Source organism: Sphingobacterium cavernae, from assembly GCF_008520265.1.
GTDB lineage: Bacteria > Bacteroidota > Bacteroidia > Sphingobacteriales > Sphingobacteriaceae > Sphingobacterium > Sphingobacterium cavernae.
Window position 1 is genome coordinate 1 of the sequence record NZ_VIQM01000055.1, and the last position, 13,388, is coordinate 13,388.

12 protein-coding genes are annotated in these 13,388 nt (G+C 38.3%); 1 reads left to right on the forward strand and 11 read right to left on the reverse strand.

All coding sequences use genetic code 11. The features are described 5' to 3' along the window. Positions 1 to 315 precede the first annotated feature (315 nt). The 11 genes from FLS47_RS11340 to FLS47_RS11385 form a co-directional block, all read right to left on the reverse strand. The gene (locus FLS47_RS11340) at positions 316 to 1,965 is read right to left on the reverse strand and encodes a RagB/SusD family nutrient uptake outer membrane protein (protein ID WP_149914491.1); all 1,650 of its coding nucleotides are present in this window, start codon (positions 1,963 to 1,965) and stop codon (positions 316 to 318) included. A gap of 20 nt (positions 1,966 to 1,985) precedes the next feature. Then, positions 1,986 to 5,147, reverse strand: a complete 3,162-nt coding sequence (locus FLS47_RS11345) for a SusC/RagA family TonB-linked outer membrane protein (RefSeq protein WP_149914492.1) — start codon at positions 5,145 to 5,147, stop codon at positions 1,986 to 1,988. Between the two features lie 517 nt (positions 5,148 to 5,664). Beyond that, positions 5,665 to 6,768 (reverse strand): group II intron reverse transcriptase/maturase, encoded by a 1,104-nt coding sequence (ltrA, locus tag FLS47_RS11350; protein ID WP_223225250.1) that lies wholly within the window; start codon positions 6,766 to 6,768, stop codon positions 5,665 to 5,667. Between the two features lie 356 nt (positions 6,769 to 7,124). After that, positions 7,125 to 7,268, reverse strand: a complete 144-nt coding sequence (locus FLS47_RS18285) for a hypothetical protein (protein ID WP_188347420.1) — start codon at positions 7,266 to 7,268, stop codon at positions 7,125 to 7,127. 70 nt (positions 7,269 to 7,338) lie between these two features. Continuing rightward, on the reverse strand, positions 7,339 to 8,973 hold the full coding sequence (gene pruA, locus FLS47_RS11355; protein ID WP_149914493.1) for an L-glutamate gamma-semialdehyde dehydrogenase: 1,635 nt from the start codon (positions 8,971 to 8,973) through the stop codon (positions 7,339 to 7,341). Between the two features lie 394 nt (positions 8,974 to 9,367). Next, positions 9,368 to 10,237, reverse strand: coding sequence for an AraC family transcriptional regulator (locus FLS47_RS11360; protein WP_149914494.1), 870 nt, complete (start codon positions 10,235 to 10,237; stop codon positions 9,368 to 9,370). A gap of 9 nt (positions 10,238 to 10,246) precedes the next feature. Continuing rightward, positions 10,247 to 10,825 carry a peptide-methionine (S)-S-oxide reductase MsrA gene (msrA, locus tag FLS47_RS11365; protein ID WP_223225251.1) on the reverse strand — a complete coding sequence of 193 codons (579 nt, stop codon included), beginning with the start codon at positions 10,823 to 10,825 and terminating at the stop codon, positions 10,247 to 10,249. Between the two features lie 142 nt (positions 10,826 to 10,967). Then, on the reverse strand, positions 10,968 to 11,576 hold the full coding sequence (locus tag FLS47_RS11370) for a superoxide dismutase (protein WP_149914496.1): 609 nt from the start codon (positions 11,574 to 11,576) through the stop codon (positions 10,968 to 10,970). Positions 11,577 to 11,680: 104 nt separating this feature from the next. Next, positions 11,681 to 12,151, reverse strand: a complete 471-nt coding sequence (locus FLS47_RS11375; protein WP_149914497.1) for a nucleoside deaminase — start codon at positions 12,149 to 12,151, stop codon at positions 11,681 to 11,683. A 2-nt stretch (positions 12,152 to 12,153) separates the two neighbouring features. After that, complete coding sequence (locus FLS47_RS11380; RefSeq protein ID WP_149914498.1) at positions 12,154 to 12,489, reverse strand: tRNA-binding protein; 336 nt, start codon at positions 12,487 to 12,489, stop codon at positions 12,154 to 12,156. 8 nt (positions 12,490 to 12,497) lie between these two features. Then, positions 12,498 to 12,713, reverse strand: a complete 216-nt coding sequence (locus FLS47_RS11385) for a hypothetical protein (RefSeq protein WP_149914499.1) — start codon at positions 12,711 to 12,713, stop codon at positions 12,498 to 12,500. A 51-nt stretch (positions 12,714 to 12,764) separates the two neighbouring features. Here FLS47_RS11385 and FLS47_RS11390 point away from each other — a divergent pair, with 51 nt between their 5' ends. Beyond that, positions 12,765 to 13,379, forward strand: a complete 615-nt coding sequence (locus FLS47_RS11390; protein WP_149914500.1) for a porin family protein — start codon at positions 12,765 to 12,767, stop codon at positions 13,377 to 13,379. Positions 13,380 to 13,388: the final 9 nt, after the last annotated feature.

The window sequence follows — 13,388 nt, forward strand, 5'->3', positions numbered from 1 at the left end:
CTGCTACATTTACCTTGATGCTTCTGTACAGTATAGGACTTTAGTTTGTTTGGCAACCTCATCCAGCAGCTTAGGCCTTATATGTAGTTTCTGTCCGTCAGACCGAGAGTTTGCCTAATGCTTCCTTAAGATTCCACCTCACGATGGACACCCTTGCCTTCGGCTAACACTTCCAACTGTAATGGAGTGTTCGGGACTTGCACCCTAGAGTTATCGCCCATGCCGGGCGCACCAAAAAAAAGGATGTCCATATATTATGAACACCCCTTCTAAAATTACAGTAAGTTATATACTTACACAGGATTTAACTAATAATTAATACCCGTCATTTTGTACTAATACGCCATGTGCATTGTCAATTTCCTTTTGAGGAATTGGCATCAACCACAATTTATCTTCCCACACGCGTGCCTGAGCAACACTATTGTTTAAATCATAAATCGTATTCATTACTTGCGGTGCAATACCCCAACGACGAATATCCACATAGCGGTGACCTTCTAATGCTAGCTCGACCAATCTTTCATTGCGAATAAGCTGACGCAAAGATTCTTTGGAAGCATACTTTGCTTGATCTACTTTTGGCATTCCTGCACGCTGACGGATTTGATCTAATGCCGCATACACTTCTGCACTTGGACCTGACAATTCGTTTTGGGCTTCGGCGAATGTCAATAACACTTCTGCATAACGAATTATGATAAAATTAGCGTGGTTTGCGATACGATCTCGAATTGCTTTTGGATCTACCAATTTTCTAAAATTATATCCTGTTTTAGACATATTATTTCCACCGGCAACCCATTTGAACGTATATGGCGCTTTATCATCTACTGCAGACCATGGTGCTGTTTCGAACAATATTGTCGCATAGAAACGAGGATCACGATTTTTATACTCTTCCAAAAATGCGTTTAAATCGTTTTTATAGCGATCTGCTCTTTGCGCATTTGTAGGTACAGCAACTGATTCTCCAGTTTTATACGATTGGTAAGCATTTACCAAATTTTGCGTTGGGGTCAATGAACTCCAGCCTCCAATACCGCCTTCTGGCAAATAGGTATTTGTGTACTGTGGCTGCAGTTGCTCAATATATTGTCTATCCAATATCACTTCCTTATTTCCTTCATTAGCTTCGTGAAATAAGCTTTCGTAACTGCGTAATCCAAGACGGAATTTCTTCTCATCTTCAGCATCCGCAAAATCTACAAACTTCGAATAATCATCTTTCAAATCTAAAGCATCTATTTCCGCATTTACATTGAATAATTCATAACCCAATGTCATGATTTCACGTGAAGTATTTGCTGCCTCAGCCCATTTGGACTCTTGCAGTTCTACACGTGCTTTGATAGCTAACGCAGCACCTTTTGTAATACGACCAATTTCATTGGAGCGACCTGATGTGTAGGATGTAGGCAAGATAGTAGCGATTTCCGTCAATTCATCCAAAATAAATTGAACAACTTCAGCTTTAGCATTACGTGGAACATTAGATTCTGGTAGAGAAAGCTCTTTTGTAATCAACGGTACATCTCCAAATTTATTGACCAAACCTACATACTTCAATGCACGCACAAAACGAACTTCAGCTTTGTATCTATTTTTCAAACCTTCATCCAGTGCAGCTTTGTCAACATTCGCCAAAAAGTAATTTGCTTTTCGAATGCCTACAAAATTCCAACCTGCATTTGTTGTCGTTGGAACAATACCTGAAGAGATCACTGTAGATGTACTTTCCCAAGGATATTGCGCATGTGCAATATCGGCAGCACCATCTTCATACATCAAACCTTCACCTGGCAATTCCGCATACAACGCATTCACGGCTAAGTACACATCATTTTCCGTTTTCCAAAATAATGTTTCAGGCACTGAATTTTGAGGTGCTCTTTCTAAAAAGTCTTTTTGACAAGATCCTAACATTAATGTTCCTGCCAATGCAAAATATAGTATATTTTTCATGTAATTATCTTAATTAAGTATTAGAATCTAGCTGTCACTCCTAATGAAAACGTTTTCAAACCTGGGTATCCTGGACGACCAGAGCCAGTTTCTGGATCGAAATCTCCTAAACGTTTGTCACCTAACACCGTAAATGGGTTATTTGAAGAAGCAAAAACACGCAATTGAGACATACCTATTTTAGTAATAGATTCAGTAGGGAAAGTATAGCCTAATGTGATCGCTCTAATGCGGAAATAATTACCACTGAATAACCAGAAATCTGATGTGATATAGTTTTGAGGAGCATCAGCCACTGTAGTGATTCGCGGGAAATCTGCGTTTGCTACATTGTTTTCCTCTGTCCAGCCATTATTCAACCAATTCGATTTAACATTACCATTGTTGAAGAAAGGTTGAACAGCTTCGCCTTCCATATAAGTTTTTACACCCGCTACGCCATAAGTCAATACATCAATATCGAAATCTTTGTAAGCTGCTTTAAAATTGAAACCATAGTTTACCCAAGGTACATCATTTCCCAAGATTGTTCTATCATCGGTATTCAACACACCATCACCATTTACATCCACATATTTGATGTCACCAACTTTGGAATTACCTGCAATTGCAGTTTGGCTTGGATGCGCATCTATTTCTTCTTGCGATGTAAATAAACCATCTGATTTATATCCATAATAGTCACCTACTGAAGATCCAACTCTATTAATCCAATAGCCGCTTACACTTTCATTAAAATCACCAAGACTTAAGATTTCATTTTTAATGTATGAGATATTACCTGATACGGAATATTTGAATTCATCCCCAACAATACCATTGTAAGTCACTACGGCTTCGATACCACGGTTACGTGTTTGTCCTTGGTTAGCAAACGCCGCTGTTCCCCAGCCCAAAGTTGCCAACGTCACGGGTTGTAATAAGATGTCTTTGGTGTTTTTGATAAAATAATCCGTAGTCAAATTGATTTTTCCACCTAAGATAGTTGCATCAATACCAACGTTAGTCATATATACTTTTTCCCAAAGTGCCGCATAGTTTACATGTGCATTTTGTTGTGCTCCGTCTACTGCTACACCATCGAAATTATAATTAGAACCTATGGCAATAGTATTGAAGTAATTACCAATTGTTACGACATCTTGGTTACCTAAAGATCCCCACGATCCTCTCAATTTCAATGCATCAACCCAGCTAACGTTATCCATGAAAGATTCTCTGTCAATATTCCAACCCGCAGAGAACGAAGGGAAAACAGCTTTTCTATGTTCAGGAGCGAAACGTGAAGAATAATCTACACGTGCGTTTGCTTCGAACATATACTTATTTTTGAACGCATAGTTAAAACGTCCAAAGTAAGAACGAATAGCCCATTCCTCTTGTCTGGTTCTGTTCGCAAGACCATTCCCATCACTACTCATATCTGCCGTAGCCGAAGAACCTGTAGCAATCGTATTCAAATCATTATTTAAGAAATTCTTACGACCCAAGAATGCTTCACGGTATACATTCGATTCTTGCGAAGAACCGACAGTTGCCTTTCCGAAGTGGTCTCCAAAAGTACGTTCGTAGTTGATTGTCCCTTGCAACAACAACTCTTCACGCTTGCCCCAATACTCCGTCATTTGGTTGATTTTGTTGGAAGTCGTCCCCATTTCTTGTTTTGTCAAGAAATTGATAACTGGAGTAGTCGTATTCGCAAAACTGAAAGTATTTGAATTGGTGTATTTCAATGAAACCAAACCGTCTATAGAAAGACCTTTTAACGGAGTCAATGAACCATTCAATGCTGCTTGTAAATAATTGTCACGATTAGTGCCTCTACCACCTTCTTGAATTGCACGCAATTGATTATTACCCGCAATTGTAGCATTAGCCGCTCCATTGGATATTGAACCCCAAGTACCATCTGAATGTCTCAATACAGTCATTGGCAATGCTCTTCCCATTTCCCACCATGAGATATCACTTCCCGTTCTGTCATAATCTTGCTTTAAGAATGAAAAATTACTTCCTATTCTCAAAATGTCTTTTACAACTTCTGTATCTGTATTGAATTTCGTATTGATACGCTTTTGAGAGCGGCTTGGTACTAATGATTGTTGATCAAAATAATTTAATCCTAAATAATATTTGGTTGTTTTTCCTGGTGCAGTAATATTTACACCCATATCTTTTTGCGGCGCTGTAGATTTTAACACTTCGCTAAACCAATCTGTATTTGGGTACAAATCTGGTTCAGACCCATTTTTATATTTTTCAATAATATCAGCAGAGAATACTTCATTTTTTCCGGCATTTCTCATGGATCTATTGTACAAGTGTGCATACTCCACCGCATCAGCATATTGTGGTAAAAAGGTCGCACTTTGCAAACCGTAATTAGCAGAAAAGCCTACGACAGCACGGTCTCCACCGCCATTTTTTGTATTAACTAAGATGACACCATTAGCTGCACGTGAACCATACAATGAAGCTGAAGCCGCATCTTTCAACACAGACATACTTGCAATATCATTAGGACTCAATGCTGCAAACTCTGCTCCTGTAGCCGGAATACCGTCAATAATGAACATTGGGGAAGGAGATCCCAAATTGGAACGTCCACGTACCGTAATACTTCCCGTATTTCCTTTCGCCACTTCTGCTGGACGGCTCAATACCGTGATACCTGGAGAAATCCCTTGCAATGCATTCTGCAATGAGGTTACTGGACGCTCTGCTAACTGTTTAGGTGTAATAGATGAGACAGCACCCGTTAAGTTTTCTTTCTTTTGTGTACCAAAAGCAACAACTACTACTTCATCCAATGACTCTGTTGTACTTTCAAGGCGAATGTTTAAAGAGTTTGAACTAATTAATTTGGTAACAGTAGTATAGCCAACTGCACGGACAATTAATGACTGCCCTACTGCAGCATTAATTGTAAATTGTCCAGAAGCATTAGTCGTAGTTACTACAGATGGGTTTTCTTTCAATGAAACAGTTACACCTGCTACAGGACCGTTTGCATCTTCAATTTTACCTGAAATGGTTTCCTGAATTTCAATATTAGTCTGCAAAGAAATCTGACCATTTGCAAACAAGAAAGATGCATTAGGAACCGTCGCAGTCAGCATCAACGCTGCCGCTAAGGGTGTTACCTTTCTAAAAGAAAAAGGTATTCTAAATCTATTGTTCATAAGTAAATGAATGTATAATTGTAATTAGCTTAATATCATAACTGAGCTTTAGCGTTTCCAATATTACTTCAATATTATGGGAATATAAAGATACAATAAAACGAAAACGATTGCATAAACAACAAGTCATTGATACGCAGAAAAGTAACAAAATTCAAATAAAAACAGTAATTATTCGATCATGACAAATAGTATCATTTGAAATAGTTTCAATATTAAAATCTTAAAAAGAAAATCGGATAGGAGGAACGGGATTAATTCCCGTTCCGACCTTCCACCGCACCGCACGTACCGTTCGGTATACGGCGCTTCCCTAAGTTGTAACACAAACTCGCTTGTATTCTGCCAGTAAAGATGGGTATCCCAGTTGTTTAAGATAGTCGTTGGAAAGGGTTGTTGTCAGTATCCAGCTTTTTGCTGTGTGCCAGTAACTTTTCCTTGTGTTGGCCCATTCATACGCCTTGTACTTACTCACGCCTAGTTGCACCAGGTTCGTGATTTTAGTCTTGATTCGTTTCTATTGTTTCCATTTGACCATACGTAACCTACGACGGTACCATTTATCCATATCCCGGAGATTACTCCCCATGTCCGAGAGTTTAAAGTAGTGCATCCAGCCTGTGAGGTATTCCCTCAAGTAGAGAATTCGCTGTTCATCGCTCCAACCTCGACTGCGGCCCGTTAGGCATTTAATCCTAGCTTTCATCTTCCCTAGACTTTTAGGGTGAATACGTAAGCGCCACTCCCCTCTGTAATTGTAGAAACTATAGCCTAGAAATTTAATCTTGGATACATGACGAACGACGCTTTTCTCTTTATTGACCTTAAGCATCAGCTTACCTTCAACAAATTTTGTGATCGATTCCATAACCCGTGAGGCACTCCGTTTACTACGACAAAGTATCATAAGGTCATCAGCGTAACGTACAAATTTGTGTCCTCGAGATTCCAGTTCTTTGTCCAGTTCATCAAGCATAATATTGCTCAAAAGTGGGCTTAGTGGGCCTCCTTGAGGTACACCTTCTGTAGTTACTTTAGTCCTTCCGTTTATTTCTACACCTGCTCTCAAGTATCGATGGATAAGTGAGATCAGTCTTCCATCTTTGATCGTGCGTGATAATAATTCAATCAGTTTACTGTGATTCACCGTATCCAAGAACTTCTCTAAGTCCATGTCTACGGAATAATTATACCCCTGTTGAATGTATGACTTGCATTTGAGAAGCGCTTGATGCGCGTTGCGACCCGGACGAAAACCATAGCTGTGGTCACTGAATTCAGGTTCGTAGATTGGTGTCAGGATTTGACTAATGCCCTGCTGGATGAGCCGATCAACTACTGTGGGGATGCCCAGCATTCGCTTTGACCCATTGTCTTTAGGAATTTCGACACGTCTTACTGCAGAAGGAGAATAATTCCCCTGCTTGATGGATGTTAAAAGTTTCTCCTTATGCTCTCTAAGATAACCCCCTAAGGATTCGACGCCCATCTTATCGATACCGCAAGCACCACGATTACCGACCACTTGTACATAGGCAGCATTTAGGTTCTGACGGCTAAGAAGTTGTTCTAAAAGTCCATCTACTCGTGTGTTTGTGTCTGTGAGATTATTCGCAATCATCCCAATAAAAGTCTGCCCTCCCACATAGCATTCGGGTTCCGCCCTATTCTTTTGTGATCAGGTTGATAAACGTTATCAATTTTCTGCATTCTGTCCTTCATTAGGTAATTCTCATGTATTGATCACTAACTTAAGGTTCATTCCTTCCTTGCTTTGCCGTAAGCAAGTACGAAATCGGCTGACTTCTCACAGCTAGCTTTACTCCTTGCTTCTGAAAAAAAACTTCCACAAGTCTGTGAGATCTCCCCGGGTAAGAACGATAACTTTCATCTCATGTGTCTGCTACATTTACCTTGATGCTTCTGTACAGTATAGGACTTTAGTTTGTGTTGCAACCTCATCCAGCAGCTTAGGCCTTATATGTAGTTTCTGTCCGTCAGACCGAAAGTTTGCCTAATGCTTCCTTCAGATTCCACCTCACGGTGGACACCCTTTCCTTCGGCTAACACTTCCAACTGTAATGGCGTGTTCGGGACTTGCACCCTAGAGTTATCGCCCATGCCGAGCACACCAAAAAAAGCTCCGAGAAAATCTCGAAGCTTTACAACCTAATCAACCATCTAATATCTATTATTCTTCAGATAAAAATGGATATCTATAATCCGTATCTGGAGTAAATGTTTCTTTAATCGTACGTGGAGAAACCCAACGTAATAAGTTGATCATCGAACCCGCTTTATCGTTTGTACCAGAACCTCTCGCTCCGCCGAATGGTTGTTGACCAACGACTGCTCCTGTACATTTATCGTTGATGTAGAAATTACCTGCAGCGTTGCGTAATGCATGTGTAGCTTGGTCGATAGCGTAACGATCTTGTGCGATAATGGATCCTGTTAACGCATAAATCGACGTAGAATCAACTAATTTCAATGTTTCTTCGAATTTCTCGTCCTCGTAAACATAGATAGTTAATACAGGGCCAAACAATTCTTCTGATAATGTTTCGTAATCAGGAGTCTTCGCCAAGATAACTGTTGGGTGAATGAAATAACCTTTTGATTTATCATATTCACCACCAATTACCACCTCTGCATCAGCAGATTCTTTCGCTCTATCGATATATTTTGTGATTTTGTCAAAAGATTTCTCGTCAATAACAGCATTGATGAAGTTAGAGAAATCTTCTGTCCCACCGATTTTGAATGATTTGATATCCGCATCCATCAAGTCTTTCAACTCTCCCCATAATGATTGCGGAATATAAGCACGTGAAGCAGCTGAACATTTTTGTCCTTGGAATTCGAAAGCACCACGAACTAAAGCTGTATTCAATACTTTGATATCAGCTGAAGAATGTGCTACGATAAAATCTTTACCACCTGTCTCTCCTACTATGCGAGGGTAAGTTTTGTACAAATGAATATTCTCACCAATAGTTTTCCAAATATCTTGGAATACGCCTGTAGAACCTGTAAAGTGGATACCTGCAAAATCAGGATGTTTGAAAATAACATCACCAGCGTCAGGACCAGAAACATATACTAAGTTAATAACGCCATCAGGAAGACCAGCTTCTTTGAAAATTTGCATCAATACATTAGCTGAATAAATCTGTGTATTTGATGGTTTCCATACTACTACATTACCCATCATCGCTACACATGTAGGCAAGTTACCCGCAATTGCAGTAAAGTTGAATGGTGTCAAAGCAAAAACAAAACCTTCTAAAGGACGTTGCTCTAATCGATTCCATATACCTTTGCTATTTGCTGGAGGTTGTTGTTGGTATATTTCAGACATGTATTTTACGTTGAAACGTAAGAAATCAATGATTTCACATGCTGAATCGATTTCAGCTTGATATGGGTTTTTCGATTGACCCAACATCGTAGCCGCATTCAATTTATAACGGTATTTTGTAGAGATTAACTCTGCAGCTTTCAAGAAAATTGCAGCACGTTGCTCCCAAGGAAGATTTTCCCAATCATTTTTAGCAGCTAAAGCCGCATTGATTGCATCCGTGACATGTTGTTTTGTACCTTGAGAATAATAACCCAATACATGTTGGTGATCGTGCGGAGGTGTAAGTTTTGCTTTATTCTCCGTGCGAACTTCTTCCGAACCAATGTACATTGGAACATCAATTTCTTGCGCTCTTGCCTCCGCAATTGCAGCTTTCAATAATGCGCGCTCATTGGTACCTGGAGCGTATGAATATACGGGCTCGTTAATTGGAGCCGGAACATTGAAAAATCCTTTTAACATAATCGTATTTATTTGATGTAAATTTACATAGAAAGCCTTAAGAGCGCTTTACCCTATTTATCCATCAATAAACATATTCTATCATTTCAATAGATAAGTTATTGGATTTTATCGAATTACAAGCTAATTTAAGTTAAAAAAGTAAATTTAAAAGTAAAAACCGCTATCTAAAAATACGTAGTATGTATTTGTCACTTCGACAGAGAAGTCTATGAAGAGGCTAGAAGTAGAAAATAAGAAATTAAAATCCTCAAGTCTTTAGATTTCTCACTTTGCTACGCTTCGTTCGAAATGAAAGTATAATTAATTATTCCGAAGTTAGGAGGATTCTCTTATTATTTTATGAAGCTTTGAATTTCGCGCTTTCTTGAATCAAAAGTTCAAATTGCTAAACTTACATCTCTACGCTATGCGCTTGAATATATTTTTTAGGTGACATTTTAGTTATCGCTTTGAAAACGCGATTGAAATGTACAATATTATTAAAGCCAACTTGAAAAGCTGCTTCTGAAATATTTTCTGATTTATTGTTTAATAAGATTTGACACGCTTTCTCAATACGGACTTCATTCAAAAAAGTAATATACGTTTTCATCGTATGCTTCTTAAAAAATTTACAAAAAGAAGTTGGCGTCATGTGCACTAATGAAGCCACTTGGTCAACAGAAATATCTTCTTGATATTTGTCGAAAGTATATTTGTAAACCTGAGAGATGCGTACACCATCTTTGTCCGAATAACTCATATCACGCACACCAGAATATAATGAAACTGCATCATGACGATGTTGTGTCAGAGCATGTAACAGTTGCAAAAATTCTGTAAAACGTGGCATCCCCGTCTTTACCATGAGATTGGTAAAGAAATGCATCATAGATTCGGAAATCGAACGATCCAACATTTTTGAGGTATGCAATTCATTCAAATAATCGCGAACTGACTCAAATTCCGGAATGTGATATAATTTTTTCATCCGCTCGAGATTCACAAAGATGTGAATGGCGTGAATGTCTCCTTTCTCCTCTTCTGCTTCAACTTCACGGTCAAACATGTGCGGTTCATTAGGCTTTAATACAAAAATATCACCCGACTGAAAAGACTGCATGACATTACCGACCATTATCGTGCCTTTACCACGCAGGATATAAGTCACCTGCGCCTCATCATGGCGATGATAATAATTATAAAAATTTTCCTTTTTATCCTCTAAAACAGCAAAAACACCTTCGCCGTAAACAGAAACGGTAAATTGAATCGGTTTCATGCGTCGAATCTACTTCTTCTTTAGTTTATTCGCGAACACTTTCTTCACTTTTTCTACTTTTGGACGAGCTACCAATTGGCAATACATCTCATTTGGATTGTTGTTGTAATAATTTTGGTGGTAATCTTCTGCCTGATAAAATATGTCTGCAAATTCGATAGTCGTAACAATAGGTCTTTCAAAAGCGCCTGATTTATTTAGTTCTTCGATGTAATAATGAGATTTCTCATCCTGCTCTTTGTTCACAGGGAATATTGCTGAACGATATTGTGTGCCCACATCATTCCCCTGACGGTTCAATTGTGTCGGATCATGCATCGTAAAAAATACTTCCAACAATTCATCAAAAGTAATTTTCGTCGTGTCATAAGTTACCTTTACCGCTTCTGCGTGTCCAGTATTTCCTGTACTAATTTGCGCGTAAGTTGGATTTTCTGTGTGCCCGCCAATATATCCAGAGACCACAGTGTCTACACCTCCCAACAACAATAATGGTGCTTCTACACACCAAAAACACCCACCTGCTAAGATGGCTACTTCTTTATTTTCCATTTGACTTCCTTCTACTTTTACGTATTGCTTATGCATTTTCGATTTGCTTTGACAAGAAAAGGCACTGCATAAAAATATACTTAATATGATAAAACTAAATGATTTCATACTACCTCCAATTTAAACAATAAAGGCGACATACTAAGATGTCGCCTTCAAATCTTGTATAAGATCCAAATTATTTAGCTGCTGCGTAATTTGCTGCAACTGCATCCCAATTGATAACATTGAAGATTGCATCTAAATAAGCTGGACGTTTGTTTTGATACTTTAAGTAGTATGCGTGCTCCCACACATCAATACCCAAGATAGGCGTACCTTTTACTTCTGCCACATCCATCAATGGATTATCTTGATTTGGTGTAGAAGTAACCGCTAATTTACCATCAGCTGTAACGATCAACCAAGACCAACCCGAACCAAAACGCGTAGCACCAGCGTTTTGCAATTGTGTTTTTAATTCTGCGAAAGAACCGAAAGTTGCATTAATAGCATCAGCTAATTCACCTGTAGGCTCACCACCTGCATTTGGACCTAAGATAGACCAAAACAATTTGTGGTTATAGTGACCACCACCATTATTACGAACAGCAGCAGGGTATTTACTAATATTTGCCAAAATATCTTCTAATGAAGCATTTTCTGCGTCCGTACCAGCGATAGCTTTGTTCAAGTTGTCTACATAAGCTTGGTGGTGACGATCGTGATGGATTTCCATCGTATCTTTATCAATATGAGGTTCTAATGCGTCATTTGCGTATGGTAACGCTTCTAATTCAAATGCCATAGTTACTTAATTTTAAATTATCGAATTTTAATATTAAAAGACAATACGAATATAACAATTCGTACGTCGTAATGTTTCATTTTAATGCCATTTTGTGAAAAAATTTAGCGTTTACTTTGAAAAAAACGCTTCATCAAAGCACTGCATTCCGCTTCTAAGACGCCAGTAGTAAGTTGTGTTTTGGGATGAATAATTTTTGGATTGATAGAGGCGTAACCACGCTTCTCATCTTTTGCACCATATACAATTCGTGATATCTGAGTCCAGTAAGAAGCACCCGCACACATCACGCATGGCTCGACAGTGACATATAATGTACAATCTTTCAAATATTTTCCACCTAGAAAATTTGCGGCAGAGGTGAAAGCTTGCATTTCGGCGTGCGCCGTCACATCGTTAAGTCGTTCGGTTAGGTTATAACCTTTTCCAATTATTTTTCCTTGACTTACAATAATAGCACCAATCGGCACTTCATCTTCTTCATAAGCTTTTTGAGCAAGCTTGAAAGCTTCTTTCATGTAGATTTCATCTACATTGATACTTTCTGCTCCCTCTTCAAAATTATATATTAGCATTCTTATATTAATTTTGCCCCATTTGGCAATTTTCGTTCTACACTTGTCAACACAATATCGCCATTTGCGTCAGCAAAACCTGTAACTAAACATTCGGACATAAATTTTCCGATTTGTTTCTTCGGAAAATTCACTACAGCCACGATTTGTCTTCCGAGCAATTCTTCCTTCGTATAATGCTTTGTTATTTGCGCACTCGATTTACGAATTCCTATTGCTTCACCAAAATCAATTTGCAACTGATATGCTGGTTTGCGCGCTGCTGGAAAATCTTGTACGCCAAGAATAGTCCCTACGCGTAAATCAACTTTTTCAAAATCAGCCCAACTAATTTCCATATGACTTGTTACAATCTATTACTTGTCAAATCTGCTAATTGCTTTGAGAGCGTGAAGATAACATACTCCTGCGTACGTTTCAAACGTTTCGCTAATCTGTTGATCAATAAATTTTCTTCGCCCTCATTATAAGATAGATCTTCTGCTGATAAGTGATTATACTTACGTTGAAGCTTTATTTTAAGAATTTCCCAATCGGAATTTGTAATTTTAAGGATTGACATAATTTAGTGAATGAATTTATAATTTTGATGGTCTAAAATAACATTTATTATATGAAAAAAACAATATTATTAGGATTTATAGCTATTCTAGCTTCAAGCATTTCTTATGCGCAAGACCTTAAATTAGGTATTAAAGCAGGTTTTAATGTTACAAAATTAGAAACTGATGCTACTATCTTCAAAAATGAGAATAGTGTAGGCTATTTAGCAGGTATTTGGGGTAGAATTGGAGGAAACAAATTTCACATTCAACCGGAAGCATATTTCACGAGCAAAAGTGCTACGGTACATCCAGAAGCCGGTGATGCTGGCTCAGATTTACTAAAGGGTGATATAAAATTCACAAATATTGATGTGCCTATCCTAATCGGAACAAAATTCCCTGTTGGTTTTGCGAAGATTAAATTACAAGCTGGCCCATTATTTTCATTTGTTGTAGATGAAAAAAACCCATACAAAGAGAGTGCCTCAGGATTCATTAATGAGGGCGTAAAAGATTATAAAGACAAATTCGCTGCTGTGGTTGCAGGTACTGGTGTTGATTTCGGCAACTTTGCTGTGGATTTACGTTATGAATATGGCTTAGGTAATATTAGCAGAAATGAAACTGCTGGAAAACAAACTTTAAATCTTTGGACTATTAGTGTAGGCTATAGCTTATTTTAAGGTACATAT

Coding starts and splice junctions, on each gene's coding strand:
- FLS47_RS11340 (WP_149914491.1), bottom strand. CDS start 1,965: ATGAAAAATATACTATATTTTGCATTGGCAGGAACATTAATGTTAGGA.
- FLS47_RS11345 (WP_149914492.1), bottom strand. CDS start 5,147: ATGAACAATAGATTTAGAATACCTTTTTCTTTTAGAAAGGTAACACCC.
- ltrA (WP_223225250.1), bottom strand. CDS start 6,768: ATGATTGCGAATAATCTCACAGACACAAACACACGAGTAGATGGACTT.
- FLS47_RS18285 (WP_188347420.1), bottom strand. CDS start 7,268: ATGGGCGATAACTCTAGGGTGCAAGTCCCGAACACGCCATTACAGTTG.
- pruA (WP_149914493.1), bottom strand. CDS start 8,973: ATGTTAAAAGGATTTTTCAATGTTCCGGCTCCAATTAACGAGCCCGTA.
- FLS47_RS11360 (WP_149914494.1), bottom strand. CDS start 10,237: ATGAAACCGATTCAATTTACCGTTTCTGTTTACGGCGAAGGTGTTTTT.
- msrA (WP_223225251.1), bottom strand. CDS start 10,825: ATGCATAAGCAATACGTAAAAGTAGAAGGAAGTCAAATGGAAAATAAA.
- FLS47_RS11370 (WP_149914496.1), bottom strand. CDS start 11,576: ATGGCATTTGAATTAGAAGCGTTACCATACGCAAATGACGCATTAGAA.
- FLS47_RS11375 (WP_149914497.1), bottom strand. CDS start 12,151: ATGCTAATATATAATTTTGAAGAGGGAGCAGAAAGTATCAATGTAGAT.
- FLS47_RS11380 (WP_149914498.1), bottom strand. CDS start 12,489: ATGGAAATTAGTTGGGCTGATTTTGAAAAAGTTGATTTACGCGTAGGG.
- FLS47_RS11385 (WP_149914499.1), bottom strand. CDS start 12,713: ATGTCAATCCTTAAAATTACAAATTCCGATTGGGAAATTCTTAAAATA.
- FLS47_RS11390 (WP_149914500.1), top strand. CDS start 12,765: ATGAAAAAAACAATATTATTAGGATTTATAGCTATTCTAGCTTCAAGC.